The organism is Desulfurobacterium atlanticum (assembly GCF_900188395.1).
Taxonomy (GTDB): Bacteria; Aquificota; Aquificia; order Desulfurobacteriales; family Desulfurobacteriaceae; genus Desulfurobacterium_A; species Desulfurobacterium_A atlanticum.
The window spans coordinates 101,976-128,705 of the sequence record NZ_FZOB01000004.1 but is presented as its reverse complement, the minus strand read 5'-3'; the positions used below and the strand labels follow the sequence as shown (position 1 = coordinate 128,705).

General features: G+C 37.4%; 29 protein-coding genes. 14 read left to right on the top strand and 15 right to left on the bottom strand.

All coding sequences use genetic code 11. The annotated features are described in order from the left end of the window. Positions 1 to 6: 6 nt before the first annotated feature. The 6 genes from CHB58_RS04310 to CHB58_RS04285 are packed head-to-tail and all read right to left on the bottom strand — an operon-like array spanning position 7 to position 4,172. Entirely contained in the window at positions 7 to 660 is a 654-nt protein-coding gene (locus tag CHB58_RS04310; RefSeq protein WP_180706432.1) for an outer membrane beta-barrel protein, read from the bottom strand. A gap of 2 nt (positions 661 to 662) precedes the next feature. Then, a complete protein-coding gene (locus tag CHB58_RS04305) occupies positions 663 to 2,117 on the bottom strand; it encodes a hypothetical protein (RefSeq protein WP_089322879.1) in 1,455 nt (484 codons plus the stop codon). A gap of 11 nt (positions 2,118 to 2,128) precedes the next feature. Further along, complete coding sequence (locus CHB58_RS04300) at positions 2,129 to 2,788, bottom strand: hypothetical protein (RefSeq protein ID WP_089322878.1); 660 nt, start codon at positions 2,786 to 2,788, stop codon at positions 2,129 to 2,131. Positions 2,789 to 2,798: 10 nt separating this feature from the next. After that, positions 2,799 to 3,104 (bottom strand): hypothetical protein, encoded by a 306-nt coding sequence (locus CHB58_RS04295; protein ID WP_089322877.1) that lies wholly within the window; start codon positions 3,102 to 3,104, stop codon positions 2,799 to 2,801. Continuing rightward, positions 3,073 to 3,279: a hypothetical protein gene (locus CHB58_RS04290; RefSeq protein ID WP_089322876.1), complete on the bottom strand. Its 207-nt coding sequence runs from the start codon at positions 3,277 to 3,279 to the stop codon at positions 3,073 to 3,075. The genes CHB58_RS04295 and CHB58_RS04290 overlap by 32 nt, the downstream gene beginning before the upstream one ends. Then, positions 3,276 to 4,172: a ParM/StbA family protein gene (locus CHB58_RS04285; protein ID WP_089322875.1), complete on the bottom strand. Its 897-nt coding sequence runs from the start codon at positions 4,170 to 4,172 to the stop codon at positions 3,276 to 3,278. The genes CHB58_RS04290 and CHB58_RS04285 overlap by 4 nt, the downstream gene beginning before the upstream one ends. Before the next feature lie 622 nt (positions 4,173 to 4,794). Here CHB58_RS04285 and CHB58_RS04280 point away from each other — a divergent pair. Then, a complete protein-coding gene (locus CHB58_RS04280; RefSeq protein ID WP_089322874.1) occupies positions 4,795 to 5,967 on the top strand; it encodes an ATP-binding protein in 1,173 nt (390 codons plus the stop codon). 544 nt (positions 5,968 to 6,511) lie between these two features. Next, positions 6,512 to 7,102: a helix-turn-helix domain-containing protein gene (locus CHB58_RS04275; RefSeq protein WP_089322873.1), complete on the top strand. Its 591-nt coding sequence runs from the start codon at positions 6,512 to 6,514 to the stop codon at positions 7,100 to 7,102. Between the two features lie 2 nt (positions 7,103 to 7,104). Here CHB58_RS04275 and CHB58_RS04270 read toward each other — a convergent pair whose 3' ends face one another. After that, positions 7,105 to 7,776, bottom strand: a complete 672-nt coding sequence (locus CHB58_RS04270) for an XRE family transcriptional regulator (protein ID WP_180706431.1) — start codon at positions 7,774 to 7,776, stop codon at positions 7,105 to 7,107. Positions 7,777 to 7,899: 123 nt separating this feature from the next. Between CHB58_RS04270 and CHB58_RS09045 the strand changes: the two genes are divergently transcribed. Further along, positions 7,900 to 8,067 (top strand): hypothetical protein, encoded by a 168-nt coding sequence (locus tag CHB58_RS09045; protein WP_180706430.1) that lies wholly within the window; start codon positions 7,900 to 7,902, stop codon positions 8,065 to 8,067. Then, on the top strand, positions 8,054 to 8,416 hold the full coding sequence (locus tag CHB58_RS04265) for a hypothetical protein (protein ID WP_089322871.1): 363 nt from the start codon (positions 8,054 to 8,056) through the stop codon (positions 8,414 to 8,416). Before CHB58_RS09045 ends, CHB58_RS04265 begins: the two co-directional genes overlap by 14 nt. Before the next feature lie 26 nt (positions 8,417 to 8,442). On the opposite strand, the gene CHB58_RS04260 is transcribed toward CHB58_RS04265, so the two are convergent. Together CHB58_RS04260 and CHB58_RS04255 are read right to left on the bottom strand one after the other, a co-directional pair. Further along, complete coding sequence (locus tag CHB58_RS04260; protein ID WP_180706429.1) at positions 8,443 to 11,844, bottom strand: conjugal transfer protein TraG N-terminal domain-containing protein; 3,402 nt, start codon at positions 11,842 to 11,844, stop codon at positions 8,443 to 8,445. A 15-nt stretch (positions 11,845 to 11,859) separates the two neighbouring features. Beyond that, positions 11,860 to 13,299 (bottom strand): conjugal transfer protein TraH, encoded by a 1,440-nt coding sequence (locus CHB58_RS04255; RefSeq protein ID WP_089322869.1) that lies wholly within the window; start codon positions 13,297 to 13,299, stop codon positions 11,860 to 11,862. 99 nt (positions 13,300 to 13,398) lie between these two features. Between CHB58_RS04255 and CHB58_RS04250 the strand changes: the two genes are divergently transcribed. The 6 genes from CHB58_RS04250 to CHB58_RS04225 all read left to right on the top strand — a co-directional run bounded on the left by CHB58_RS04250 (position 13,399) and on the right by CHB58_RS04225 (position 16,737). Next, the gene (locus tag CHB58_RS04250; protein ID WP_089322868.1) at positions 13,399 to 13,920 is read left to right on the top strand and encodes a hypothetical protein; all 522 of its coding nucleotides are present in this window, start codon (positions 13,399 to 13,401) and stop codon (positions 13,918 to 13,920) included. After that, on the top strand, positions 13,917 to 14,168 hold the full coding sequence (locus tag CHB58_RS04245) for a type 1 periplasmic-binding domain-containing protein (protein ID WP_089322867.1): 252 nt from the start codon (positions 13,917 to 13,919) through the stop codon (positions 14,166 to 14,168). The genes CHB58_RS04250 and CHB58_RS04245 overlap by 4 nt, the downstream gene beginning before the upstream one ends. Before the next feature lie 149 nt (positions 14,169 to 14,317). Next, a complete protein-coding gene (locus tag CHB58_RS04240) occupies positions 14,318 to 14,881 on the top strand; it encodes a hypothetical protein (RefSeq protein WP_089322866.1) in 564 nt (187 codons plus the stop codon). After that, entirely contained in the window at positions 14,838 to 15,656 is an 819-nt protein-coding gene (locus CHB58_RS04235; protein WP_089322865.1) for an SIR2 family NAD-dependent protein deacylase, read from the top strand. Before CHB58_RS04240 ends, CHB58_RS04235 begins: the two co-directional genes overlap by 44 nt. Then, entirely contained in the window at positions 15,653 to 16,330 is a 678-nt protein-coding gene (locus tag CHB58_RS04230; RefSeq protein WP_089322864.1) for a hypothetical protein, read from the top strand. The genes CHB58_RS04235 and CHB58_RS04230 overlap by 4 nt, the downstream gene beginning before the upstream one ends. Beyond that, positions 16,327 to 16,737: an arsenate reductase ArsC gene (locus tag CHB58_RS04225; protein ID WP_089322863.1), complete on the top strand. Its 411-nt coding sequence runs from the start codon at positions 16,327 to 16,329 to the stop codon at positions 16,735 to 16,737. Before CHB58_RS04230 ends, CHB58_RS04225 begins: the two co-directional genes overlap by 4 nt. Here CHB58_RS04225 and radC read toward each other — a convergent pair. Both radC and ileS read right to left on the bottom strand, forming a co-directional pair. Continuing rightward, positions 16,734 to 17,408, bottom strand: a complete 675-nt coding sequence (radC, locus tag CHB58_RS04220; RefSeq protein WP_089322862.1) for a RadC family protein — start codon at positions 17,406 to 17,408, stop codon at positions 16,734 to 16,736. The genes CHB58_RS04225 and radC overlap by 4 nt on opposite strands. A gap of 34 nt (positions 17,409 to 17,442) precedes the next feature. Next, positions 17,443 to 20,232 carry an isoleucine--tRNA ligase gene (gene ileS / locus CHB58_RS04215; protein WP_089322861.1) on the bottom strand — a complete coding sequence of 930 codons (2,790 nt, stop codon included), beginning with the start codon at positions 20,230 to 20,232 and terminating at the stop codon, positions 17,443 to 17,445. Between the two features lie 317 nt (positions 20,233 to 20,549). Between ileS and CHB58_RS04210 the strand changes: the two genes are divergently transcribed. Genes CHB58_RS04210 through CHB58_RS04195 form a run of 4 tightly spaced genes read left to right on the top strand, consistent with a single transcriptional unit; the run spans position 20,550 to position 24,584 of the window. Next, positions 20,550 to 21,083, top strand: coding sequence for a cytochrome c3 family protein (locus CHB58_RS04210; protein ID WP_089322860.1), 534 nt, complete (start codon positions 20,550 to 20,552; stop codon positions 21,081 to 21,083). A gap of 19 nt (positions 21,084 to 21,102) precedes the next feature. Then, on the top strand, positions 21,103 to 22,638 hold the full coding sequence (locus CHB58_RS04205) for a multiheme c-type cytochrome (RefSeq protein WP_089322859.1): 1,536 nt from the start codon (positions 21,103 to 21,105) through the stop codon (positions 22,636 to 22,638). Between the two features lie 47 nt (positions 22,639 to 22,685). Continuing rightward, on the top strand, positions 22,686 to 23,402 hold the full coding sequence (locus CHB58_RS04200; RefSeq protein WP_089322858.1) for a hypothetical protein: 717 nt from the start codon (positions 22,686 to 22,688) through the stop codon (positions 23,400 to 23,402). Beyond that, on the top strand, positions 23,403 to 24,584 hold the full coding sequence (locus tag CHB58_RS04195; protein WP_089322857.1) for a HEAT repeat domain-containing protein: 1,182 nt from the start codon (positions 23,403 to 23,405) through the stop codon (positions 24,582 to 24,584). 39 nt (positions 24,585 to 24,623) lie between these two features. On the opposite strand, the gene CHB58_RS04190 is transcribed toward CHB58_RS04195, so the two are convergent. Genes CHB58_RS04190 through tsf form a run of 4 tightly spaced genes read right to left on the bottom strand, consistent with a single transcriptional unit; the run spans position 24,624 to position 26,730 of the window. After that, positions 24,624 to 24,800, bottom strand: a complete 177-nt coding sequence (locus tag CHB58_RS04190; RefSeq protein ID WP_089322856.1) for a 4Fe-4S binding protein — start codon at positions 24,798 to 24,800, stop codon at positions 24,624 to 24,626. A 16-nt stretch (positions 24,801 to 24,816) separates the two neighbouring features. Then, positions 24,817 to 25,374, bottom strand: coding sequence for a ribosome recycling factor (frr, locus tag CHB58_RS04185; protein WP_089322855.1), 558 nt, complete (start codon positions 25,372 to 25,374; stop codon positions 24,817 to 24,819). Further along, on the bottom strand, positions 25,368 to 26,093 hold the full coding sequence (pyrH, locus tag CHB58_RS04180; RefSeq protein ID WP_089322899.1) for a UMP kinase: 726 nt from the start codon (positions 26,091 to 26,093) through the stop codon (positions 25,368 to 25,370). Before pyrH ends, frr begins: the two co-directional genes overlap by 7 nt. Before the next feature lie 40 nt (positions 26,094 to 26,133). After that, the gene (tsf, locus tag CHB58_RS04175) at positions 26,134 to 26,730 is read right to left on the bottom strand and encodes a translation elongation factor Ts (protein ID WP_089322854.1); all 597 of its coding nucleotides are present in this window, start codon (positions 26,728 to 26,730) and stop codon (positions 26,134 to 26,136) included.

Genomic DNA, 26,730 nt, shown 5'->3' with positions numbered 1-26,730 from the left:
CCCGAACTATAACTGAATTTTCAAAAATCCTGTGATTCCCCAGATTGTCTGTGATCCTGGAAGATCGGGAAAAATATCAAAAAAGCCTTTTTCAAATTCAAACCCCACAAAGAGCGGCCTGTAGAATGTTCCTATGTTCCACTCTATACCCGCTCTAACACCTGCATCAAATTTTGAGAAATTCGTATCGGTATATGTTGAAGTATCCCTGATTTCTTCTATAGTTTCTTCTGCAGTTGCATCAAAAATCCAGCTGACATATCCACCTGCAAAAATGTTGCCCGCTCCCGTAGAAACTGTCACATACACAGGAACATTGAAAGAAGCAACATTCAAAGATTCAAGCTTCGTCACCTCTGTTGAATACAGAACGTTTCCCTGAAGATCGTAGAGAAGAGGATAGTCTATGGGATAACTATTTTCAGCTGATAGAAATCTGAAAGTGAGGCCATAAGATAGAAGATAGTTTTCTTTTTTCTTCTGTCTAACAAATCCCGTTTCAAACTTCCATCCCTGGCCGTATCCTGAGTTTGTTATTCCAGAAAATCCGGTAGCGATAATTCCGGAATATTCTCCGTATTCCTTGAAAGAAAAAGCGACCGCTCTCCCTGAAAAACAGAGAACGAAAACAAGGAGGAGCGGCAAGAAAACTTTTCTCAAAATTACTCCACGTAATCAAGGTTAATCATGGTTACATTTTCCACATCATATCCGGAAGCAGTACCCGGCTGATAGAAGAGATAGTTACCAAAATACGTTTTCTTGCTGTTGCCCTCAATACTGGTGAGATTATTGGCAATTACTTCTTTTCCGTTTACATATACATAGCCATCAGGATTTACAACATCGGAATATATATATTTATCAAACTCAGTAGTCAGATTAAGATTGGCATCATAAACATTTCCGTTTGAAAGCTTAATGAAATAGTATCCGGGAATATCAACAGTTACTCCGGGCAGATAATTAGCGTAATTCAGGTTTGAATCCAGAATGTAAACTCCGTCATCAGCCTGGATAAACACACCTGTTTCTGTCTTATTTCTGTTTGTTACAAGGTAAAACTTCTGAATTCCAGAAATAGTTGTGTTGTTTTTCTCTTCTACCCCTGAACCTGTATTCACAAAATGGTAAAGGGTTCCTGTACCTGTAACATTCATCAACAGAGTATAGATATCCTTTCCAGCTACTCCCACCCAGGTAATACTACCCGGCCGCTCATCAAATAAAGTTTCCCACCTGCCATCCGGAAACTGAAAACTTGCAGAGCTGACTGTAACACCGGTAGCATTTTCCCATGAACCGTGAGACCGAACTTTAACTTCACCTTCATAATAGTCATAGTCTTCTAATCTTTTCTGATTACAGTTTTCATCCGTTACGGCAATAAACTGGGCAATTTCCAGGATAAAATCGATACAGTATGCTTCGTTCCCGGTAATATTTTTAATCTCTTTCATGTCCCTGCCGATCTTTACCTTATCGGTTTCTCCGTTTCTAATATCATCAACATAATCTTTCATAAGTTGATATATGTTATCAGTCATTCCCCAGGTGTATGTGGTAAGAGGAATCACTATGTTTCCAAAAGCGTTCCTTAATCTCCAGTATGCCTCTTTTTTTACAGTATTAATATCCGAAAAGTAGCCGCTCTTATAAAGTGTCTCATATGCGTATGTGGTGAGCGGTGAAACCACAAGGTTATTATTTTTTATATCCGTTCCTGTCACAATTGCATATATTGTTCCGTAGTTAGGTGCAGAATCTCCATAAAATCCGTCGTCATTTGTATCAAGATCTGTTCCCCCTGATACAGTAATCAGATATACTTCGTTGTCTTCAAGGGCAACGGTATCGGGAATTTTAAATACCCCGTTTTTTGTTTCTCCTTCCCACAACGTTTCCCTGGTTGTAAGATTTTTCACATTTACAGATGCACCATCAAGATCACCCAGCTGTGCCCTGACAGTATATCCCCCTCCGGTTAATATACTGTCTGCATAATCTATACCGCTCACGGATGTTGATGTTGATAAAATATCTTCTGTTGATGTTCCTCCGCCACAGCCTGTCAATCCTGCCGCTACAAAAAGAGTAGCCAACATTAGCTTTTTCATCCCTTCCCTCATCAATTACTGTTTTCAAAAAGCTTCTCGTATTCGGGTTTAATCGGTTTTACTTTGTTAAGCCGATCAATCAACTTTTCTGGATTTTCCTCAGGATGTAATTTCAAAGCTGTCTGAGCAGCCTTTGTACTAACTGACATAGCTATTTCCTGTAAAAGCGTCTTATAATCTTTTGCAACTTCCATGTTTTCTTCTCTTAAGACTTTCCCGCTCTCAGAATCTATATATCTTAACTTTCCTCTCAACATACCCCCTATTGTTATTCTGTTAAACAGATTGGGAGAATAACCGTTTTCTAAAAACTGAACAACAAGTGTTTTCCCTTTACATGTGCAATTATCCGTATCACATACAGTGATGTTGTCAAGCTTAGCTGCTTTCAAATACTCTCTAACTATATACTTAAAATTATCAATGAAAGCATCCCTTAACTCTTTTGCTTTACCGGCTTCCGCAGGAATTATGAGAGTTTGCACTTTTACGCAATCATAGTCTTTAAAGATAGGTGGCGCATTTTTCAAAGACTTAACCATTTTGTAGGAGTGATACCCCTTATTGAGAGCACTTGCACTGTCATACAGAGCAACGGCTTCTTGAACCGCTCCAACACATGATGAAAACATTACAGCTGAAACAGCCGTCAGGACTACCAATTTCCTCATTTTCACCTCCCTACCACATTTCATCTATTTCTTTTTCAATTTCCGGAGCTGATTTTTTAAATTCTTCTCCGGAATTTCTATCAATTTTATTTAAATTTTCATTAAAATTGCAATTAAACAAGTTTATTAACCGCTCTCTTACAGCTTTTCTGTCAAAATCCTTAAAAACTTTCTCTTTTATCTCTTCTGGAGAGTGTCTGTTAAAAAATTCCTCCAGAACAACTTCTATAAAAAGAGAACGAAAATAAGGAGGAGCGGCAGAGATCAGTTTTTGATGAATTTCTTTATCCAGACTTATCATCAGTTTTTTCTTCACCTGTATCCTCCAGACAACAGTTTTCACACAAAAAAAGCAATTTTCCGTTTTTATGTAAGAGTTTCCAGCTGTCAGGCCGTATGTCAAAAGGGTGAGCGGCTATGACTTTTGTCCCGGATACTTTCACAACTTCACGCTCCCCACACCTGTCACACACTACATGAATTTCTATCATTTTTCTTCCCCGAGAGTTTTCCCAAATACGAAATATCCCCTTGCCTGCGAAAATTCCGGTTTTTCGGGAATGAAAGCATCAGGCCTTCCTATCATCTCTCCCTTTATAAATCTTGCTCCTCCTCCTGCTATAACTATCGTTTCAACGTTGGCTATAAAATCTCCAACTTCTGTCTTTAATCTTCCTATCACCATTTCAGCATACGCATTAACAGCCCTTTCTCTCTGTTTGGAAAAATCCACCGTCTCGTTAAGTATTCTTCCTTTACCGTTTATAAAAATTTCGTTTAATCTTGTAAGTGAGAGATTTTTTATATAGCTGTCTTCCAGATTGTTCCTGAACTCAAGAACCGCTCTGTTTATTCCAAAGTTGTCTATTGTGTTTGATTTTCTTTTTCTGAAGCCTATTTGCTTTCTTTCGTCTTTTACAAGCATAATGTAATCAAGTGTGTTGTAGCCTATATCTATTATCAGTATATCTTCGCTTTGTGAAACCTGTCCTTTCACGTCAAAGAATATTCCCATCCCTTGTGGTATGACTTTGCCGGCCGCTTCCGTATCTTCTATTATCTTCTCCACTTTTTCCGCATAGTTTCTATATTTCGGTGGAAGGCCTGTAATTATAATTTCCGGAGTTTCTGAAAGATTCTGTGAAACATACTTGAGAAAGAGCGGCAGATATTTCAGATAGTCTTTTATATCCGATATCTCTATAAGACTGCTCTCATATTTTGCATCCTCTCCCACTACGTATTCTTCACCGAAAAGGGAAACAGTTTCCACTTCTTCGTCAGCTGATGGGGTGTGTCTTGCTACCCAGGACGGAAATGAAAAGCATTTTTCTTCCGTACATACTTTTGTTCTTCCGAATCCTACATCAAGTCCGATTATCATCTTACCTCCTACGCAGCTTATATTCTATTTTGTCTTCTATCAGTATAATCTGTATAGTCAATACTGTCAATATTGTATAGATATTTGTATTATATAGATTGTATATCCTGTCAATACAATATAGATGTTTGTATTGTATATACAGTATAGATTGGCAATACTGTATAGATGTCTGTATTGTATAGATGTCTGTATTGTATAGATTGTATATGATGTATATACCGTATAGACACATATCCTGCATGCAAAAACACAAAAATTGAGGGGGAGCGGCTGAAAACAGAGAGAAAAAAGAGATATTTCCAGAGGGAGCGGCTTATAGTCTCGGCTGATATTCTGTACTGGATATACAGTCAATACTGTCAATACAGTATAGATGTTTGTATTGTATATACAGTATAGATTGGCAATACTGTATAGATGTCTGTATTGTATAGATTGTATATGATGTATATACCGTATAGACACATATCCTGCATGCAAAAACACAAAAATTGAGGGGGAGCGGCTGAAAACAGAGAGAAGAGTAGAAAGTTTATACGATGCCATCGTATAGAATTATTGATTTTTATACGACCATATCATATATTTATTTACAAACTTACAGTGAAAGGTAGAGAAAATGGAAGAGATTTTTTATAGATTCAATCCGTGGTGGGAAGAAGAGTATAAAATAAACTTTATTGATAGGCCTAAATATACAGTACCTTTGGTGTCATCTATTGATAATCCCTCCATTGAGATTATTACAGGACTTCGCCGTATTGGTAAAACTTCAATAATCAAACTGATTATTGATAAACTGATACACGAGAAAAACATTCAACCGAATCGTATATTTTTTATATCTCTGGATTTTTATAAGCTGGAAAATCTGAGTATTCTTGATATTGTGGAAGAATACTTAAAATTACAGAAGTTGTCTTTTTCGGAAAAAATCTATCTGTTTTTAGATGAAGTTACATATAAAAAGGATTTTGCACTTCAACTAAAAAACTTATATGACCTTTACAATGCCAAACTATTTGTTTCTTCATCTTCAGCTTCGGTTTTGAAAGATAAAAAAGCCTTTTTAACTGGAAGAGAAAAGATTACAGAAGTTTTACCCCTTGATTTTGATGAGTTTTTGAACTTTAAAGGAATAAAAATTAAAAAAGCAGATAAACATCTATTAGAAGGTTATTTTGAAGATTACATGAAAATCGGAGGAATTCCGGAATATGTTTTAACGGAAGACCTGGAGTACATAAAACATCTTATTGATGATATTCTTTATAAAGACATAATAGCCATGCACAACATAAAAGAGAAAACGGCTGTAAAAGAGTTTTTTCTTCTGCTTATGGAAAGAGCTGGAAAGCAGCTGAGCTTGAATAAAATATCAAAAGTATTAGGGATAAGTCCCGATACAGCGAAGAGATTTTTTGAGTATTTTCTGGATACGTATATTATTTATGCAATAGAAAGATGCGGAAAACTCAATGAAAGGCTGAAATCTCCTAAAAAGATATATGCTGGTGATGTTGGTATAAGAAATGTTATTACAGGATTCAGGGATCTGGGAGCGGTATTTGAAAACCTGGTTTTTTTAAAGATAAAAAATAGAAAGCCATGTTATGTTTTACGGGACGGTATAGAAATTGACTTTTTTACTGAAGATAAAACGCTCATTGAGGTTAAGTATAAAGTGGATTTAAATAAAAAACAACTTGAGCTGTTTAACGAATTTCCGGCAAATAAAAAATTGTTAATTGATGGTTTTGAAAAATATCAAAGTTTGTCGTTCCTTTTGTGACCTTCTTCTACAATTTCACATTAACCGTCAATATTGTATAGATATATATACTGGCAATACAATATAGATGTTTGTATTGTATATACAGTATAGATTGGCAATACTGTATAGATTGTATATACATTTTCACGCACGAAAATTGAGGGGAGCGGGAAATATAGTTTTCTTGTTTCTACCGCACATTTCCGCCGCTCGGAAAAATAGAGAAAAGGAAGGGAAACTGCTGAAGTTTTGTGCAGACATGTTGAAGTTTTGTTTGGAAGTGCGGCGGAAATGTGCCCGGGGGAGGAGCGGAAAAAAAGTTCCATTCTTATTGTTAAAGTTTTTTCAATTGACGTTTTAATTTTTCCATTTTAATTTGTTTTATTTATTTCCTAAATAGTTATAAAAAGTTCCTTCAAAAGGATATTTAAGTAATTACTTATAGAATGCCTAAAAGTAGTACTTAAGTATAAGGGGAATCCAAAAAATTCCCTTTCCATTGTTGTAGTTTTTTCCAGTATGGAATATACTATACGCAATAACCTGGACAGTGGAGATAGATGTGCGTAGAAAGGTAATGGCGTATAACGATGACAAGAAAAAACTCTTTTATGACTTCTTTCAGACCTTCAAGGAAAACTATTTTCCATGTTTCCCTGAACCATTCAAATCTAAAATACCCGTATCGGCAAGATACACACTTATGTGTTTATATAGTTATATGAATCATCAAGGAGAAGCTTTCCCTTCAATGAGGACTCTTTCAAAAATTACCGGATATACCCTTAAAACAGTTCATGCTTCTATAGATATTCTTGAACAAAAAGGAATTATTTCCATAAAAAAACACCACCGATATAACTGCTACCTTATAAAAGATTTTTCTCCATCTCTGCTGGCATTTATATGGATTCCTAAAGATATTTTTGATTATTACATTTCTCCTCTTGCAAAGATTACTTTATGTTCATTGGTATGGTTAAAACCCGCAGGAGATGAAATCATAATTAAAACAACTAAAGAGCTCGCAGAATTCATGAATTTATCTTCAAAAACAGTAAGAAAGGCTCTTGAAGAGCTTTACTATAAAGATTATATATCTTTTTATAGTGCAGGAAGAATTAAATTCCCGAAGCTTCTTTGGAAGTTTTGAAATCAGGATTCTCCTTTCGGGAGTATAGAAATAACTTTTGCAAGATTCTTAATATCTGATTCTTTAACAACAATCGGTTCATAATCTGTGTTGTAATTTTCAAGAATTACAATATCTCCTTTTTCACGGAACTTTTTCACCATCAATTCACCGTTAGTTAGTTCTACAACCGCAAGATCTCCCGAATAGACAGAAGAGTCAAGATCTGCCAGAACCCAATCTCCATCTTTTAATCTTGGATTCATAGAATCTCCTTCAACTTTGAAAAAAAACATCCGATGTTCTGCTCTTTTTGTTGGTACATAAAACATCTCCACTTCTTCCGGATTATTTATCTCTGGGTAAAGTCCTCTTCCCGCTCTCACTCCGGATATAACTGGAACAGGAACAAGAACAAAATCCGATTCAACATTACCAAGAAACTTTAGATTGGATTCAGGTTTCTTTTTCAAAAACATCTTTCCCTTACCGTGACGAAGCCATTCTGGGTTAACGGAAAAGACTGTTTCTATAAATTTTAAAATATTTTCTGGAGGAATTACTCTTCCACTTTCCCATTCTTGAACTGAACGATGTGAACGTCCAATTTTTTCTGCAAATTCTTTTTGAGTCATCTTTAAAGTTTCTCTTAGCCTCTTTATTCTAAAAGAAAAATCGTTTTGCTTATTACACATAAAAAACATCTCCCTACAATATTGTGCATGAATTAGCTTGACTTACACAATTTTGAATATAAATTAATATTAGTCCTTAAGTTAAAATACTCAACTGAAATGATAGCATACGAGGAGGAAAGCATGAAAAAAGAACCATTGCACTGGCTACACGAACAACTTGAAAGACTTTGCGATTCAATTTCATCAACAGAGTTTTCAGAATCCGAAAAGGAAAAAATGATAGAATGGATGCTGGAAATTATAGCTTATTTTGAAACCCTATCAGAGGATGAAAATGGGAATAGGTGATTTCTTCAAAAATCTATCCGAAAAAGAAGAAATAGGCAAGTTTACTGGACTACCTAAGCATCTTGTGGAAAAGCAGGAGGAAAACTTTTTAAAAAGAAAATTCAGTAAATATCCCGCAAGAAATAAAGATAAACTTGTATTAATAGACGGTACTGCTGGAGGTTGGCCTTCAAGTTTTACACTACCCCCTGAATTCTTTTCGGAAATGGGAAAAGCGATAAATAAAAACAGAGGGGAACAGAAAATAAAATATAAGATTAAACCTTGTATCATTGTTAAATTTCCAAAGAGTTTCTTTCTTCTTAAATTTCGGCTCCGTGCAAAAGCAAGATTCAAATCGTTAAGGTAAGCTATCCGTAAGTAAGCAATAAATTTTCACTCTAACTTCCAGTTGGGATTCAAATTTTTAACTCTTAAAGATTCAGCTTTTTCATCATTAAACTCAAGTACTGAATAACCAGTATCTTTACTATATGTTAAATAAGTTCCGGGGGTAAGTTTCGCAACCTTTAGTCCACCTTCGGTTTCAACCACCTCTCCGGACTTCATGCTTTTCATGAAATTTTCATCAATATTTTGCACTTTCTTATCCGGAGATTCCTGCATTTTCTCAAGGACAGTATGTATCATCTTGTTGTCTATGGCTTTTCTTGCAGCCGGAAAAATTCTTCTTGCATCGTTATTCCAGGCCTCTACATATATCTTGTCTTTATCGTAGGTAAGTCCCCTTCTGGCAAAAGAATTTCTCAACAGATTTTGAACCATTTCTATATTTTCTTTACCTGTTACATGCCCTTTCCAAACCTGCGGGTCAACCGCATTATGGAGCACCGAAACTCCGGTTGAAGCATTATTTCCCGGATTGCCTGAATATTTCCCATTAACACTGGTTCCCCCGCTGTTTATGCCACCTAAAACCTCATCCTTCAAGCTTTGACCTTTTCCCATCTGTTTCTTGACACTAAAATCTTCCGGCTTTTTAATATCAACCTTCATCCTTGAAATATCTTCAAGGGTTTTATAATCCCCTCCAGAAATGCGATTCAAATACTGAACACCTTTTTGTGGGTCGGTGGCAAACAGTTTATTCATTTTATCTACTATTTCTGCAGTTTTTCTGTATCTTGCATTTTTATCGGTTATCCCTTTACTATCAAGATATTCGTTTATCGCCTCCGGAAGAACGTTAATGCCTGCAGAAAGAGATTTTTCATTCATTTTTGAAGCTTCTTCTTTATATTCATGAGCTTTAGCAAGATATTTTGAAGCTTCTTCCCCATAAGATACAGCACTTGATAATCTTTCTTTGAATTCTTCATCTTTAGAACCTCTTTCGGCCTCTTTAAGAACCTTTCTACCGCTTTGAGAAGATATGTAGTTCTTAACAAAAGCTTCCTTAAATTTCTGAGCTGTTTTACCTGTCAGGGCAATTTCATAACGGTTATCTTTGGAGCGGAGAATAACACCATTAGCCCCGATACCTACTAAGTTAGCCCCTGCTTTTAACATTCCTTGAACTTCATTTTTCTTAATCTCCCCTGACTTCACCAGATCCTCAAGAGCATGTTCAACGGCTGAAGATTCCTCTCTCTTTGCCATCTGCTTTACTTCTTCGGAGTAGTCACTTCCGTTCTCCACCGTTTTACCGGCCCTTGTAATATCAGAAAAACTTCTGTCAATTCCGAACTTTTCAGTATATTTGTTAAGAAGTTGCTGGCCTTTTTTCCACATATCCGAGGCACGCTCTGAAAGCTGCTCTTTTGCCGTTAAAGCACTTTTAATGGCAGCTGATGAAAGAGACACTCCGGTTATGGTTCCATTGACACCTTCAAATCCACCACCGGCTTTCTTCCATGAAACAGCATCACCTATACGTTCGGTTACAGAACCATCCTCCCCGAAAATCTTCTCTTTTATGGGAACTCCATGGTCATATTGTAATTCTTTGTTTCCTGTTTTCATTACTCCTGTAAATTGGCCATTTTTGTTAATAAGGCCATCAATATTCCATCCACCTGCGGTTTTCCCGTGTATGGTCACTCCTTTATCACCAAAAACAGCTTCTCCATCTATAAACTTATCTTTACCTGAAACACCAGGAAGGCCAAATGCAGAAACGGACTGATTGGCTATTTGCTCTTTATATACCCCTCCTGAGTTCATTCTGTTTGCGAAAGAGGTACTGATAGATCTTCTACCGTTCATGGAATAATTTAGCAGATCCATTCTTGTCTCGGTTCCCATATTCTCTCTGTGTAACCAGTCAATATTGTTTGAGGAAACGTTTCCATAAGCGAGGTTTCCAAAACTTGCAGAACCTTTAGCAGCTTCTGCAGCTCCTGCAGCTGCAGCACCTGAAGCGGCTCCCATAATTCCGGAAGCAACAGAAGAAAAAGCATAAGCAGCACCTGAAGCAAGCCCGAAACTTATAGTCGGTATTAACCAGTAGAAAGATGAGAAGGCAATAATCTTATCCTGAGAAGCTGCAGCAACATTTGCGGCACTCATTAGAGTGGGACCGCCAGCAGCTATTGCCGAAAGCTGGCTCTGGGCAGAGTTTAGCAGAAAGGCGTTTAGAATCACTTCCCCAACATGCCACAGTAAAAACCACACATATACTGTTAGAACAACCTTAAATGCCCTCGGACCTGAAAAGAGAGAAATAACAATCATAAAAGGAAGCATCGCCACAAAAAAGGCAGTTCCCACCCCTTTTGCCATCGGCAGGTATTTTGCTCCTGTAATTGCCTTCGCAAGAGATGTCTGTTTCAGCTGCTGCGTGGCCGTAGAAAGAGAGTAAGAAATAGCATCAGGATTTACTCCGGCAGCTATCGCCCACTCTCTATATCCCGACTTCATCTGATTTATTGCTATACCCTGCAAAATGGCATCTTGAGCACTTGCTGAGTAAGACATAAAATAATCGTTAGCAAGCCCGAGAGAACTTGCAATAATTGAAGAAGAAACAAAGCCAAGACTGTTTGACAGAACATTAAGACCATCACCGGCTGCATAAATTCTCACTCGACCGTCAAGCACTCCGTAAGCGGATGGACAATCATAAACCGTACCATCGGGATCTGTAGAATCATAGACAACAGTAAACCGTGCAGGATTTGTATCTCCGAGGTCCGTCCAGAGAGTATGTGAAGATTGAAGGGTAATAAGACTTTTAGAACCATCAAGTATATCGGGAATCACACAATCTTTTACATAGTTATTGATACTCTTGTATAGATAGGGATCAACAGGTGTGGTAGCTTCTACTTCCCCGGCAACCATCGAAAGGGGTGTAATTGGACCAAGTTGATTATATCCTATGTAAGAAGTTGTAGGAAAAAACGCCTGTTCAACAACTTCTCCCATCCTTTTTTCAATCTGTGAAAAAAAGGCAAGAGGTTTCCCTATTAACCAGGGCACATTGTTTACTACCTGACTGAACCCTGAAACGTCTTCCACAGCCACAGGAATTTTTACAGTAAAAAGAAGGGTAAAAACCATTGAACCGAAAATCCACATTTTAAAAACTGAAAAATAATCAACTCTTCTACCTATAGAAAATATTAGACTGATAACAGAAGAGAATAAAGAAAGGGCAAGAAAAATTTTAAATATGGTTTCAAAGCTGCCGGAACCTACAACATCGGCCACACCGTGAAGAGCCTTTGCCAGAATATCGCCATATCCCCATGTATATATGGTGTCAGCAGGTGTTGCTGCGTAAAGAACAGAAGGAAAAAGCAATATGCAAAGAAAAATAAAAATCTTCTTTTTCAAAATCCCCTCTCCAAATTAAAGTTTATTCAGCCCTAAAGAAGCAAGATAAGCCCCAGCAATCGGAGAATGGCTCATTGAAGCCATAACCTGTTTCTGTAGATCCTCATACACTTTTTGCTGCTGAACAGTCCTGTAAAAATCCTGTTGAACCTCTGCATACTGCCTGTTCATCTCTTTCATTATTTTTGCCATATTGTTCCGTAACATTTCTATATTTCTTTCAAGAGCTCCTCCATATTTAGTTTCCCTCAGGTCAGGATCCATCGCATATTTCACAAAAGTCAACTTTTGCCCGATACCTGAAAAGGTATGCTGAAGAATCTCATAGGCGTATTCATATGCAAAATACCTGACAAGCTTTGATTTTATTGCTTCTCTGACACTTGCAGGAGCAAGAGAGAGAGTATTTAAAAGAGAATACACCGGAACGTTAAACTTTCTTATAAAGTTTGTTGTGGTTGCTGAAGGAGTGTATCTGTAATCTATTGCATTAAATATGTCAGTAATAGCATCCTCTGCCTCTTTACACGCAGGGACATAATTTGCCACATTTACAGTATTCCCGTTTTTATCAACCCCTTCCTCAGTGACACTGCTTTTGCACTCTCCGTCTTCATAACCTGTAAGTATTGCCACAAGTTCTTTTGCACCATTAACAGAATCTCTTTCAGCAGTAGCATTTTCAACAGGGAATACCTGCCTTTTCTTTTTAGAAACTATTTTGAAATCTCCTATGTAAGCCCTTAAAAGATTAACAAGATCAGGATCATACATATCCGTGTCTTTTAAAAGGTCTTCAAGGAAGCTGTCTGTATCTGTTATTTTATTTGCCACTTCACAGGCGAAACCGGCACAATCAACATTGGTGTTAAAATCACTTATGAGATCTGTCATATCATCAAGAAAGGTTTCAGCACCTGAAAGCCAGGTAGATGTTTTGCCATTCAAGTTACTTGCTATCTTTGTACCTGCAAGCCTTTCTTTTAAATTACCACTTATCGCCGTCGCTATTTTACAACTGTCAAAACTCATTGAGTTAATCTGATTGGCAAGACTTGTTAATTTTTTCAGTGTTGAAGAACACTTTTCACAAAGGGCTCCCATTGCAATGTCATAAGCCACTGCAGCTATTGTTGAAGGATTGAAAATAGACTTCGCAAATTCTTCCCAGAATTTATCATCAGCAAGATAGGAAAAAGACCCGAAAGCGATATCTATACCGTTACAGCCAGTATTTATAGACGGAGGTTCGACATAAAAGGGATTAACAACCATCTTCGGAGATTTCAAGGTAAATCGTCCACCTACGTAATACCTTCTTTGCTGACTTTCATAAACACCGGCAGTATCTGCAGGTACTTCCACAACAAATTTGTCAAGATAATCCTTAATGCCTGCTTTTGCAGAACACGTAAAGAGCAGAATAGACAAGGAAGCAGAAATTAACCTTTTCATTTTTCTTCCTCCAGAAGTATTACTTATATTCTATTGTGTCCTTGTGATATTTTCAATAGGCTTTATATTCTTTTATGAACAACTATCGGGAGAAAACTTATGACCAGGAAAAAATATCCACCCGGAATAACTACCAAAGTAGCAAAATCCATAGAACTTCTTGCAATGGTAGAAGCACCCGGAAGCTGGCTCTCAAGAGACCAGTATAAATTTTTGATGACAGGTGGCCTTGACTGGTATAAAGAACACAAACCGCATCTTGCAGAGAAAATTGAAGAAATGCTTAAAAGGAAAGGCCCCTTCCCGTTTGACTTCTATGAACTCGCAGATTATATAAATAAAAGAATAAAAAAAGAGAAACTCAACGTTAATGAAGTCCTTCCGGTGGAAACTGAAGCTGTAATAAGATTTAAAAGAGATCCTTTTCTTTCAAGTTCTCCAAAAGTTTACCTGATAGCTGATTCCATATACAAATACTGTAAAGAGCAGCTAAAAAAAGGAAATAAAGCTTATGAAATTCCTGAAAAAATAATGGGTAAATATCTTGAATGGATGAATCTTAACATAGAAAGAACGAAAGGAGATGTAAATCCGCTCGACGAGTTGAGGAACAAAAAATGAAAGCCAAAGAAGTTGTTGAGGTTTTTGAAGAATTTGACCTGAGAAGAAAAAAAATATTCCTCTTCACCGGTGAAGACGGAAGAAAGTTCAGAAGAATTTTACTTGAAAAAGACAATCTAAATAGCAACGATGTAGCATATCTCAGAGAGCTAATAAGCAGTTTACGGAAACACGGTTTTGATATTCCTGCAGATTATCTTGAAAAATGGCTGGAGAAACAACTATGCGACCATTCTGCGAACAGTTAACAATAAAGAACTTGAAAAACAAAACTTTACATAAAACTCAGGATCCTGTGGTGGCAACACCGTGCGGGTTCAAGTCCCGCCCCGGGCACCAATATTTCTTGAAAGTCATAATTTAAAAATTTGGAAGTTAATCTACTTTTAGAGGGGAAATGGTGGGGGTTCTGGAAATTGAAAGCTTTTTGTTCTCTGGTGATGGGGCAGAGTTTTTCAAATATTATATTGAGCTTCTCAGGAAAGGGGAATTCTGGTCTGCTGTAAGGTGCTGGGATATGGGAACTATACTTGATAAGATACCTTTTTCAAATATTGCAGTTGTTGCTGCGTTAATTGTTCTTGCTTTTAGTTTTTCTTTTCGTGGAATAGTTGCTACATTTGTTTTAGAAAAGGTTTTAGGTAGTTTTAAAACACTTTTGATTTTTGCTGTTTTTGTATTTTTTACAGCTTTTATTTTAAGGTTTGTTTTTGCATTTATTGCGGGGCGTTTTCTTGTAACCTTTGATGCTTCTACTCTTTCTAACAACGTTAGGGTTGTGGAAGAAAAAGTTTATGATGATAAAGTGGTAGTAAGATATCTGATAAATAATGCTTCTATGTTTGAGGCGGTTTTAAAGAGGAAAGGGGATAGTTTTAAAATAATGAAAACCGGCAAATTTGTTGGCAGGGTTAAGAATGGAGAATTTAAAGATTTTAAAGGAGAAGTTAATTCAGAGTAATAGAGTTGTATTCTTTACAGGGGCGGGGATAAGTGCTGAAAGTGGAATACCAACTTTCAGGGGAAAAGATGGATTGTGGAACAGGTATTCTCCGACAGAGCTTGCAACACTGGATGCCTTTATTGAAAATCCTGTAAGGGTGTGGCAGTGGTATCTTTTTAGAATGAGGCTTATAGCTAAGGCAGAGCCAAACAGTGGACATTTGGCTATTTCTGAGTTTGAAAGACTGTTGAGGGATGTGTGGGTTATTACTCAAAATGTTGATGGACTTCATTTTAGAGCTGGATCAAAAAGGGTTATAGAGCTTCATGGAAACATTTTCAGAGGGAAATGCAGGTTTTGTGGTAAAGAGTATTCAGAAAAGGAGTTTTCATCTATTTTTCCTTTTTCAGGGAGAGAAGTGTTAAAAGGAATGTCTGACGATGAGTTTAATGAAACTGTTTTAAAAAACTTTACTAAAGATGTCCTTCCTGTGTGTAAAGTTTGTGGTGAAATAGTTGGTCCTGGAGTGGTATGGTTTGGAGAAATTTTACCGGAAGAGGCGGTTGAAAAGGCGTTTGAAATTTCCAGCGCTTGTGAGTTTTTCTTTTCAATCGGCACATCTGCTGTTGTTCAACCGGCGGCTTTACTGCCGATTTATGCAAAGCGAGGCGGGGCGTTTCTTGTTGAGATCAATCTGGAAGAGACATCTTTGAGTAGTATTTGTGATGCTGTTTTTAGAGATTCCGCCGGTAAAGTGCTTTCTCTTATTTTAAACGAGGTTAAGAAAGGATGAGGAATGGTAAGTGTTCCTGCAGGAAAGGGAAAACTTTAAGTGCTATTACCTGTCGTGAACTGGAAGAGCTTTTTTCTTTTCTTGATTCCCGCCCGGAATTGAAAAGTTATGTTTTTGAACTTATAAATCTGTTCAGACCTACAGATCCGCAGAGAGTTATAGCAGAGAGGATCTTTCATACTGTCAGAGAATGTTATGATATAGGGGTTATCTCTTTTTCGGAGGCTGAAGAACTTTTGCAAATTTTGAAGAAATTCTTTTTAAGAAGCACGGATACAAGGAGGGGAGATTTTCTTGAAATTCTACTTTCAAAGAGAGGTCCTTTAAAAATTAAAGGAAGATACCGAAGAATAAATCAATGTAGACTTTATAAGGGGAGAAAAGAGATTTCACCTAAAGAGATAGATGTTGCTTTTTCAGGTCCTGATGGCCTTGAACTGCATGAGTGTAAAGCCAATATGGTACGTCAGTGGAGAGATCCCCTTTATAAAAGGACAAAGAAGGGAAGAAAACTTATATTTCTTAACTCTATTACGGAAGTGTGTGGGAGTGGAAAGGTTTTTGTTTTCTGTACGGGGCTTGATGGTAGATTTGCCACCATGTATGTCAAAAAGCTTTTCAAAAGGTATGGTTATAAAAATATAGATGTTGCTGGGAGAGAGGAGTTGTTATGAAGAAAAAAGTTCTGTTTGTATGCACTCATAACTCGGCACGTTCTCAGATGGCTGAGGGAATTTTAAGAGCCGTTTATGGGGATAGGTATGATGTTTATAGTGCCGGGACAAAGTCTACCGGTGTTAACAAGTATGCGGTAAAGGTTATGAGAGAGATAGGAATAGATATCTCATCTCACACTTCCAAAAAGGTGGAAGAGCTTAAAGGGATAGAGTTTGATGTTGTCGTTACGGTCTGTGATTCTGCAAAGGAATCCTGTCCCTATATTCCAGGTGCGAAAAGGTATGTTCATAAAAGTTTTAAAGATCCTTCGTCTGCAACAGGAGATGAGGAGGAGATTCTGGAAACCTTTAGAAAAGTTAGAGATGAGATAAAAAGCTGGATAGTTGAAGAGTTTTCTAACTAAATCAGACCTTCTTTTTTCATGCTGAAAAAGATGTTGTTTCCAAGGATTATGTGGTCAACAATTTCTATATCAAGGAGATTACCTGCTTTTATAAGTTCATGGGTGATTTTTATGTCTTCACTTGAAGGTTCTGGAGAACCTGAAGGGTGGTTGTGAAAGAGAATTATCGTGTTTGATAAATCCTTCACGGCCGGGTGAAATACTTCTTTGGGTGTGATGTGAGTAAAGTTAAGTCCCCCTTTTGTAATCTGGTGGATATTTATAACTTCTCCTTTTGTGTTTAATGTTATTATGCCAAAGATTTCTACTTTGTTAAAAGAGAAGTTTCTTAAAATGTTGTAAGCTTGTTCAGGGGATGAGATTTTTGGTTTCCTGGCAACTATCCCTGCTCTTTTTCCTGTTTCAATGGCTGCTTTTAGTGTTATCGCTTTAGTTTTTCCAAGTCCTTTAAACTTTGAAAGTTCGGCTATGGAAGCTTCAGAAAGGCCGTTTATACCGCTAAAGTGTTTCAGCAGTTCTCTTGCAAGGTCTAAAACATTCTTTCCTTTTGTTCCGGTTCTAAGAAGTATTGCTATAAGTTCTGTATCTGTGAGGTTTTCAGCACCTAACTTTAAAAGCTTCTCTCTTGGTCTGTCAGATTCAGGTAGCTCCTTTATCGTGTAAAAACTCACACTTTCTCCGTTATAGGGTTAAAAGGGGGGAATGTTACTCCCCCAGTTTTTTCAGAACCTCTTTACATCTTGGACATACATCCGGGTATTCTGAATCTTTACCTACGTCTTCAGAGAACATCCAGCACCTTTCGCACTTTTTACCCGGTGCTTTTTCAACTAAAACTTTAAGTTTTTCTATCTCTTCATCTGAAACAGCCTCAGCAGGAGCTTCTTTAAGTGCTAAAACTTCCGCTTTAGAAGTTATAAAGATGTATGGAAGCTGGCTTTCATACTTTTTAAGCAGGTCAAAAATTTCTCCGTCTGCGTAAACTTTTACTGCTGCTTCAAGGGAATGACCTATAAGTTTTTCTGTTCTTGCAGTTTCACATGCTTTATTTACAGCTTTTTTAACATCTATAAGTTTTTTCCACACAGGAAGGAGTTCTTTTTCTTCTGGTATTTCACTCTCAAAGTTTTCAAGGAATACAGATTCCTCCTTATCTCCTGGTATGTGAGAGTAAACTTCCTCCATGGTGAAGGAAAGTATGGGGGCAAGGAGTTTGGTTAGCTCTCTTAATATCGTATATATTGCTGTCTGGGCACTTCTTCTTTTCTTTGAATCTGGAAGTTCGCAGTATAGGGTATCTTTCAAAATATCAAGGTATGTTGCACTGAGTTCTGTGGCGCAGTAGTTGTAAATAACTCTATAAATTCTGTTGTATTTAAACTCTTCATAGAATTTTAAAATTTCCTTTTTGATCTGTGAGAGTCTTGTAAGAGCCCATCTGTCTATCTCTTCCATCTCTTTAAATGGAACAGTGTCTGTTTCAGGATTGAAGTCGTTAAGGTTTCCAAGGATAAACCTTATGGTGTTTCGTATTTTTCTGTAAACGTCAGCTATCTGCTTGAGTATATCTTTTGAAATTCTTACGTCTTCTGAGAAGTTTTCACTTGATACCCACAGCCTTAAAATATCAGCGCCGAACTGCTTTATTATATCCTGAGGTGAGATAACGTTTCCGAGAGACTTGCTCATTTTTCTTCCCTGCTGGTCAAGGGTGAAACCGTGTGTTAAGACCGATCTATACGGAGCTTTCCCTCTTGTTCCGCATGATTCAAGAAGACTTGCCTGGAACCATCCTCTGTGCTGATCTGAACCTTCAAGATACATGTCAGCAGGCCACTTTAGTTCTTTTCTCCTTTCAAGAACAGCGGCATGAGAGCTTCCAGAATCAAACCACACGTCAAGGATATCCATCTCTTTTTTAAATTCTGTTCCACCACATTCGGGACACTTAAATCCATCTGGCAGAAGCTCATTTGCAGGTTTTTCGTACCATGAATCTGCACTTTCTTTTTCAAATATATCCGCCACATGTTCAGCGATCTCTTGAGACGCTATAAGCTTTCCACATTTTTCGCAGTAGAAAGCAACAATAGGCACGCCCCAGATACGCTGTCTTGAAATACACCAGTCAGGCCTTTGTTCCACCATATTGCTGATTCTTATCTCTCCCCATTCCGGGATCCATTTTACCTTTTTGATTTCAGATAGAGCTATCTCTCTTAGTGTTGGATTTCCTTTGTCAAGTGCGATAAACCACTGGGGAGTAGCCCTGAATATTACCGGTTTTTTACATCTCCAGCAGTGTGGGTAGGAATGAGTTATCTCTTCTGTGTGAAGAAGGTATCCGGTTTCTTTCAACCTTTTAACTATAATTTCATTTGCCTGCCATATCTTTATTCCCTGAAGCCACTCTGGAGCTTCATTTGTAAATCTGCCGTAATCGTCCACAGGGGCAAGAACAGGGAGATTGTATTTTCTGCTTACTATGTAGTCCTCTTCACCGTGTCCGGGAGCTGAGTGAACAATTCCGGTTCCTGTATCATCTGAAACAAAGTCTGCCAGAATACTTACACCCTCTCTGTCTATGAAAGGATGGCTGTATCTTATACCTTCAAGTTCACTTCCTTTGAAAGTTTTAATGGATTTTAATTCTTTTCCAATTTTTTCTTTGAAGCTATCTACAAGGTTCGTTGTTATTAAATAGTTTTCAGTGCCGTCTGTTAGAAGCTGGTATTCAAGGTCAGGATGAAGAACAACTGCAACGTTTGCAGGCAGAGTCCATGGTGTTGTTGTCCATATTACAAAGTAACTGTTTTCAGGAAATTTTTCATCTTCTATTTTGAACTTTACATAGATGGATGTAGAAGTTTTATCTTTATACTCTATCTCAGCTTCTGCAAGGGCAGTGGTGCAGTTTGGACACCAGTAAACCGGCTTTTTCGCCCTGTAAACAAGGTCTTTACCATAAAATTTGGCAAGTTCTCTTAATATGTCCGCCTGATACTGTGGTGTCATTGTTATGTAAGGATTCTCCCAATCACCTAAAACTCCAAGCCTTATAAATTCCTCTCTCTGGGTATTTATCCACTGCTTAGCATACTCTCTACACCTTTTTCTTATCTCTACCGGGTCAACTTCCTCTTTTCTTTTTTTGATTTTCTGGAAAACAGCTCTTTCTATTGGAAGACCGTGACAATCCCATCCGGGGACGTAAGGTGTGTAGTAACCTGCCATTGCTCTTGATTTAACAATGAGGTCTTTGAGAATTTTGTTAAGGGCGTGACCGATGTGGATGTGTCCGTTTGCGTATGGAGGACCATCATGCAGTACATACTTTTCGTTGCCCTCTCTTTTTTTTAGCACTTTCTCGTAAATCCCTATATCTTTCCAAAATTTCAAAATTTCTGTTTCTTTTTTAGGGAGATTTCCCCTCATAGGAAACGATGTTTTCGGAAGATTTAAAGTTTCCTTGTAATCTTTCTTTTCATCAGGCATCTCTGTCCTCCAGTTCCGGGTGCTTTTGATAGCCTTTAATTATACTACTTTGTTTAGAAAAATTTTAAAGTTTTGCTTTTAGAGTTTATGGTAGCTAAGAGAAAAAGATTTTCTGTTGCTATTAATTTTAAACATTCTAAAAGTATAAATTAACAAATTAGTTTTTTTACGTTGACAATATCTATAAAATTGGATAAATTAATAATTAGAATAGGATAAACAATGACCTTTGGAGGTGATAGATGAGTTTATGCTCTGGATTTATATGAGTTCAGAAAATTTTTTTCTATCTTTTAACCTGTAAACGGGAGGGTTAGATGTTGAAACAAAAAAAAGCGTATTTATGTTTTGGGGGTCTTGTGGTAGGTTTGATTATCTCCCTTGCGGTAGCTCAGGGAGTTAAGTATTCATCTACAGAGCAGTTTTGTGCTTCCTGCCACGAGATGAAATTTGCCTACGATGCGTGGGAGGAAAATGCTCACGGTCCTTTAAGTAGTGATGCGGGAGCTTGTAAAGCTACGTGTGTTGACTGTCACCTTCCACACGATGCAAACGTTGTTACCTACCTTCTTGTGAAAACAAAGGCAGCTGTTAAAGATGTGGTGGGACATTTTACCGGTCCAGAAAATTTTGATTGGGTTGGTAATCTTGAAGAGAGGAATCGTTACACCTATGAGTCTTCATGTAAAGGTTGTCATAAGGTTCTGTCTGACAACGTGATGCATGAGAAGTATAAAAAAGGGGAAATAAAGGAAACATGTATAGATTGTCATCATGGTGTGGGACACGGTTATTATTTCAGGGAAACGGTTGAAAGACTTTTTGGCAAAAAGGAAGTAGCTAAAAAGTAACTGTTAGGGGGAGGTTAAAATGAGAAAGCTGCTTAAAACAGCAACCCTTTTCGGTGCTGGAATGGTTTTTATTATTTCTGGTTCATCCTTTGCTAAAACTGAAGATGTAAACGGTATGTTTTACACTTCAACTAAAGAAAATTTCTCTAAAGAGAGCCAAGCCTGTATAGAATGTCATATTAAAAAGACTCAGTTTGTTGTAAATGACTGGAAGCGTTCAGCTCATTACAAGTTTAAAGTTGGATGTTATGAGTGTCATAAATCTGATAAAAGCAATCCTGCAGCTTACGAACATCACGGTTTTATAATTTCTACAATTGTTACACCTAAAAGTTGCTCAAAGTGTCATCCTAAAATTGTGAAGGAATATACAGAGTCTATTCACGCTCATTCAGGTTTAATTGCACAGAAGGCTGAAGCAAAGTCAGGTGGAAACTTTGCTGTTATTGTTTTAAAAGCTCTTGGCTGGAAGGCAGACAGACCTATTCCTCACAAAAATACATACGGTGAATCAACATGGAAAGATATTGTAAATGACCCTGTATGGGAGTATGCTGGTGTTCCAAAAGAGCTTCAATCTCCTGCACCTCCTGCGGGAGCTGTTGTAAAAATTTTTGCTAACTGGGGATGTTACTCATGTCATGGAACAAAAATAAAGATAGTTAAGAAGACAAAAGACAGGGTTGTTTTTGATTTCAGAACATGGCCTATGGTTGGTGCAGGAGCAATAAATCCTGATGGTAGTATCGGTAATTGTGCGGCATGTCATCCATTCCACAGCTTCAGGCTTAAGATTGTAAGGGCTGGAATAGGAGCCTGTGGAAGGTGTCACGAGTCTGAAGACCATCCAAACTATGAGATGTTTGGAAAGTCTATGCATGGTGCTATGTTCCTTTCACAGTTTAATGAATGGAATCTTGATAAGCCTGTCCTAAAAGCTGGAGTTGACTATTTTGCTCCAACATGTGATAGCTGTCATATGGGAGCGGTATTTAAAGGTGATAAAATGATATATGCACCGACCCATAATCCTGCATCTATCTGTAAATGGAAACTTGGTATGTGGAAACTGGTTTTTGTAAGAAAGCCCGGCAAACCTCATCCTGCCCTTCCGTCTGTTAAATATCCTACAGATGGTCTTGAGAACAGAAAGCGTGCATTTGCTGTATGTACTCAGTGTCACAGTAAACAGTGGGCGGCAAACTGTTTTGTAGGTGGTGATTTATCAATAGGATTTCTTGATAGCTTGAGAAGGATAGCGTTTGATGTTGAAAAAGAACTTGAAAAACAAGGAGTTGCTACACCTCTTGATAGGAAGATTGTAAGAAATATTGGAGCGATGGCTGTTAGACCTACGGAGATTGCCATGTTCCACTATGCTCCTGGATATATCTGGTGGGATGGTGCGTTTAGAGCTGCGACAGAGCTTGTTGAATGGCTTGAGGGTAGTGTTGCTCCAAGGCTTGGTGCTGATTATGTAAGTAAGTATGTGCCTTGGATAAAAACTTATGAAGAGAAACTAAAAGCTTACAAAGAAACTCACCATATTGAATAATTTTCATTTGGGGGCTTTGCCCCCAACTTATTATGTGGAGGTATAGAGTGAAAAAATTTTTGCTGTTCTTCTTTGCTTTTTCTTCTTTTGCTTATGGAAGTAGTAACCATGCCAAAACATGTGTTGCAACTACCGAAGTTGATAACCTCTGTGTTAGTATAAAAGAGCTTAAAAGTTATTACAGAAACTATAAAATGGAAAAACTTGCAGAAGTTGGTAAAGGAAACTGGTATTTTACCCTTGCTGATCTGATTGATGCTACAAGGAGTTTAACGTTTGAGAAAATTTTGACGCATGAAGCTTTAAAAAGCGGTGTAGAAAAAGAGCCTGTTTTCAAAGAGTATGAGAAAGATATAGAAAATGAATATAAAGAGATAGACAAATATGTTGATAAGCTTGTTTCTTCTAAGAAAATAGAGAAAAAAGAGGCAGAAAAATTAAGGAAAAAGTTAAAAAGAAAAGTTTATCTGTCCTTTTTGAAAAAAGCTTATGTTGAAAAGATGCTTTCAGATTATTTAAAGGTAACAACTGAAGATATTCAGAACTTTATGAATGCTCATAAAGGAGAATATGGATTTAAGAAAGACCCTAAACATCCTGATATGAAGGTTATATCAAAGAAAGAGCTTGTTGAGGCTATAAGGGAAGAGAAAAAAACACGGGCAGCACAAGAGTTTGCTGATTGGTTGTGGGAGAAGTATAAAGTTAAAATAGATGAGCAACTTTTAAGAAAGCTTGATAAGCAACTTAACAAAGGAGAGTAGATGAGGAAGTTAATAGTGGCTTTTTTATGTTTTTTGTTTTCGTCTGTTTCTTTAGCAGCAAATTTTGACATCAACTCAAAAAATCCGCAGGACAGGATTCTTGCTATAGTTTATCTTTCAAGAATAAAAGATCCTTCCAATGTAAATAAGTTTTGTGAGATTTTGATTAAAGATAAGAACGAAAAGGTAAGAAAAACGGCTGCTGAGGCGCTTGGTTACTATCCTTTCAGTTTTAGAGCTAAAAGCTGCCTTTTAAAGGCATTTGAAAAGGATAAATCCAATACTGTTAAGGAAGCTGTTCTTTCTGCCCTGGAATCTTTTAATGAGGATGATTTAGGGAAGCTTTACTGTGAAGTTTTAAAAGGTAAGTTTTCTGATAATCTTAAAAAAGAGGCTTTAAGGGGACTTTCAAAATATACAGAGTGTAAAAAAGAGATAGATAAAATTTTAAGATCTGGGGATAAAAAGTTGTTAAAAAGTGCTCTTTTTACAGTTTCATTCAGACAAGAAGATTTCCCAGAGGTTGAAAAATATTTGCAAAGTGGAGATTCAAACATAAGAAACCTCGCTGTTAAATATTATCTTACACACAGACCATCAAAAAAGATTTTAAAGAATCTTGAAAGCAGATTACTTATTGAAACAGATCCTTCAATTAAAGCAGCTGTTCTTGAGGTTTTGATAACAAATGGTGTGCTTCTTGAGAAAGATATTGTTCTTTCTGTTCTTTCAAATGAGGAGGTGAAGAAGGCGTTTGCTTTGAGGTTGCCTTTTATAAGAAATAAGGAAATTTCAAAAGATATTATTGATAGTTTTCTTCAAAGTGATGATCCTGTTGTTGTTTCTGCTGCTTTAACTTACATGGGAAGAAGTGGAGACAAAGAATATTGTCCTATTTTAAAGAAGTTTTTGTTTAAAAAGGATGAATCTTTGAAAAAAGCCGCTATCTGGTCTATGGCGAACATAGGTTGTGAAGATGGTATTGACTATGTTCTGTCAATTATTTCGGATTTGAATAATGATGATAACTTAAGGCTTTCTGCGGCAAAAAACCTTTTAATTTTTAAACCTTCCGAACTTTCAAAGAAAAAAGATATGATAAAGGCTGTTTATAAGAACGAAGTTCTTGATGATATTAGAGATGTTCTTCGACTTGTTCTTCAAAAAGCTTCAAACAAATAAAAAAGAGGGGAAATCTTCCCCTCTTTTGCCAGTTTCCTTTTACTCGGCTGAGATACAATCTGTAGGGCAAACTTCCACGCATGCTCCACAGTCAATGCACTCTTCAGCTACAATTGTGTACTTTCCGTCATCTGTAGGATGAATAGCGTTTGTTGGGCATACAGAAGCACATGCTCCGCACCCGATGCATCCTTCCAAATCAATCACATGAGCCATCTTCTTACCTCCTTACTTAAACTGTGAGAATTTCCTCCTCTTTTTTCTTGAGGAGTTCGTCAATCTGTTTTATATATTTATCTGTAATTTTCTGAAGCTCTTCTTTAAGCCTTTTTATCTCGTCTTCAGATACACCACCTTCTTTTTTCATTTTATCAAGTTCTTTCATAATTTCGTGTCTTATGTTTCTTATAGCTATTCTTGCCTGTTCAGCCATTTTTCCCGCTTTTTTAACAAGGTCTCTTCTTCTCTCTTCTGTAAGTGGTGGCAGGTTTATCCTTATAACATTTCCATCTGTTTGAGGCTGAACTCCAAGGTCTGAGTTTCTGATGGCCTTTTCTATGTTTGGAACAACAGAGATATCCCACGGCTGGATTGCTATCTGGGTGGCTTCAGGAACTGAAATTTGCGCAAGCTGTTTTATTGGCGTCATTGTTCCGTAATAGTCCACCTTGATATCTTCCACTAAAATTGTAGAAGCTCTTCCAGTCCTTAACCCGGAAAATTCTGTTTTCAAAACATCTACACTTTTCTTCATTCTTTTATCTGCATCTTTAAGCAGGTCGTTCATAATGCCTCCCCTTCAACAAGTGAACCTACATTTTCGCCTTTTACAACCTTTTCAAGATTACCCGGCTTCCTTACATCAAACACCACTATAGGTATTCCGTTTTCCATACAGAGGGACACGGCAGCAGAATCCATAACCTTTATACCTTTAACTATAACATCTTTATACGATATTTTGTCAAGTTTTACAGCATTTTTATCTTTCATAGGGTCTGCTGTATAAACACCATCAACTTTTGTTGCTTTAAGGAGTATATCTGCGTTTATTTCAGCAGCTCTCAGCGCGGCTGCAGTATCTGTTGTGAAAAATGGATTTCCTGTTCCTGCGGCGAATATAACCACCCTTCCCTTTTCAAGATGCCTTATAGCCCTTCTTCTTATGTAAGGTTCTGCGATTTCCCTCATTTCAATAGCCGAGAGAACTCTTGTTTTAAGACCTCTTTTTTCCAAAGCATCTTGAAGGGCAAGAGCGTTCATAACCGTCGCAAGCATTCCCATATAGTCGGCAGTTGCCCTGTCCATTCCCTGTGTGGCGCCTTTCATTCCGCGGAAAATGTTACCACCGCCTATGACTATGGCCAATTCTACTCCAAGCTTTACAACTTTTTCAATCTCATCTGCAAGATTTCCCAAGAACTCTGGGTCTATTCCGTAGTTTTTCTCTCCCTGAAGAGCTTCTCCACTGAGTTTAAGTAGGATTCTCCGATATTTAAGATTTTCCATTCCCTTTTCCCTCATTTTTGGTTCAAAAAAGAGTTGGGGCTTATTCCCCAACTCCGAATCTGCAAAATCTTTTAACTTTGATGTTCTCACCTAACTTTGTAATGTATTCCTTCACAAGGTCACCAATTGTTTTGCTGTCATCTTTGATCCACGGCTGTTCAAGGAGGCAGTTTTCAGAATAGAACTTGTTTAATCTTCCTTCAACTATCTTTTCTACTATGTGTTCAGGCTTTCCTTCAGCAAGAGCCTGCTCTTTGAGAATCTCTTTTTCTTTTTCAATAATTTCGGCAGGAACTTCTTCTCTACTTACATATTTAGGATTCATTGCAGCAACCTGCATTGCTATTTCATGGCCGAGTGCTTTAAAGTCATCTGTTCTTGCAACAAAGTCTGTTTCACAGTTGATTTCTACAAGGGCACCAACTTTTCCACCTGCGTGGATGTAGGATACTACGATTCCTTCAGCAGTTGCTCTGTCAGCTTTTTTGGCAGCCTTTGCTGCTCCTTTCTTTCTTAAAATTTCAAGAGCTTTTTCTATGTCTCCGTCAGCTTCCTGGAGAGCCTTTTTACAGTCAACAATACCGGCTCCTGTTTTTGCTCTTAGTTCTTTAATTTTTTCTGTTGTAATTTCGGCCAT

What these genes read in the sequence shown, in the direction of transcription:
- CHB58_RS04270 (WP_180706431.1), bottom strand. Translation starts at nt 7,776, where the DNA reads ATGTGTAATAAGCAAAACGATTTTTCTTTTAGAATAAAGAGGCTAAGA.
- CHB58_RS04190 (WP_089322856.1), bottom strand. Translation starts at nt 24,800, where the DNA reads ATGGCTCATGTGATTGATTTGGAAGGATGCATCGGGTGCGGAGCATGT.
- CHB58_RS04210 (WP_089322860.1), top strand. Translation starts at nt 20,550, where the DNA reads ATGTTGAAACAAAAAAAAGCGTATTTATGTTTTGGGGGTCTTGTGGTA.
- CHB58_RS09045 (WP_180706430.1), top strand. Translation starts at nt 7,900, where the DNA reads ATGAAAAAAGAACCATTGCACTGGCTACACGAACAACTTGAAAGACTT.
- CHB58_RS04245 (WP_089322867.1), top strand. Translation starts at nt 13,917, where the DNA reads ATGAAAGCCAAAGAAGTTGTTGAGGTTTTTGAAGAATTTGACCTGAGA.
- CHB58_RS04300 (WP_089322878.1), bottom strand. Translation starts at nt 2,788, where the DNA reads ATGAGGAAATTGGTAGTCCTGACGGCTGTTTCAGCTGTAATGTTTTCA.
- CHB58_RS04235 (WP_089322865.1), top strand. Translation starts at nt 14,838, where the DNA reads ATGGAGAATTTAAAGATTTTAAAGGAGAAGTTAATTCAGAGTAATAGA.
- CHB58_RS04205 (WP_089322859.1), top strand. Translation starts at nt 21,103, where the DNA reads ATGAGAAAGCTGCTTAAAACAGCAACCCTTTTCGGTGCTGGAATGGTT.
- CHB58_RS04255 (WP_089322869.1), bottom strand. Translation starts at nt 13,299, where the DNA reads ATGAAAAGGTTAATTTCTGCTTCCTTGTCTATTCTGCTCTTTACGTGT.
- CHB58_RS04240 (WP_089322866.1), top strand. Translation starts at nt 14,318, where the DNA reads ATGGTGGGGGTTCTGGAAATTGAAAGCTTTTTGTTCTCTGGTGATGGG.
- pyrH (WP_089322899.1), bottom strand. Translation starts at nt 26,093, where the DNA reads ATGGAAAATCTTAAATATCGGAGAATCCTACTTAAACTCAGTGGAGAA.
- CHB58_RS04285 (WP_089322875.1), bottom strand. Translation starts at nt 4,172, where the DNA reads ATGATAATCGGACTTGATGTAGGATTCGGAAGAACAAAAGTATGTACG.
- ileS (WP_089322861.1), bottom strand. Translation starts at nt 20,232, where the DNA reads ATGCCTGATGAAAAGAAAGATTACAAGGAAACTTTAAATCTTCCGAAA.
- CHB58_RS04265 (WP_089322871.1), top strand. Translation starts at nt 8,054, where the DNA reads ATGGGAATAGGTGATTTCTTCAAAAATCTATCCGAAAAAGAAGAAATA.
- CHB58_RS04280 (WP_089322874.1), top strand. Translation starts at nt 4,795, where the DNA reads ATGGAAGAGATTTTTTATAGATTCAATCCGTGGTGGGAAGAAGAGTAT.
- CHB58_RS04195 (WP_089322857.1), top strand. Translation starts at nt 23,403, where the DNA reads ATGAGGAAGTTAATAGTGGCTTTTTTATGTTTTTTGTTTTCGTCTGTT.
- CHB58_RS04230 (WP_089322864.1), top strand. Translation starts at nt 15,653, where the DNA reads ATGAGGAATGGTAAGTGTTCCTGCAGGAAAGGGAAAACTTTAAGTGCT.
- CHB58_RS04225 (WP_089322863.1), top strand. Translation starts at nt 16,327, where the DNA reads ATGAAGAAAAAAGTTCTGTTTGTATGCACTCATAACTCGGCACGTTCT.
- CHB58_RS04250 (WP_089322868.1), top strand. Translation starts at nt 13,399, where the DNA reads ATGACCAGGAAAAAATATCCACCCGGAATAACTACCAAAGTAGCAAAA.
- CHB58_RS04290 (WP_089322876.1), bottom strand. Translation starts at nt 3,279, where the DNA reads ATGATAGAAATTCATGTAGTGTGTGACAGGTGTGGGGAGCGTGAAGTT.
- CHB58_RS04305 (WP_089322879.1), bottom strand. Translation starts at nt 2,117, where the DNA reads ATGAAAAAGCTAATGTTGGCTACTCTTTTTGTAGCGGCAGGATTGACA.
- tsf (WP_089322854.1), bottom strand. Translation starts at nt 26,730, where the DNA reads ATGGCCGAAATTACAACAGAAAAAATTAAAGAACTAAGAGCAAAAACA.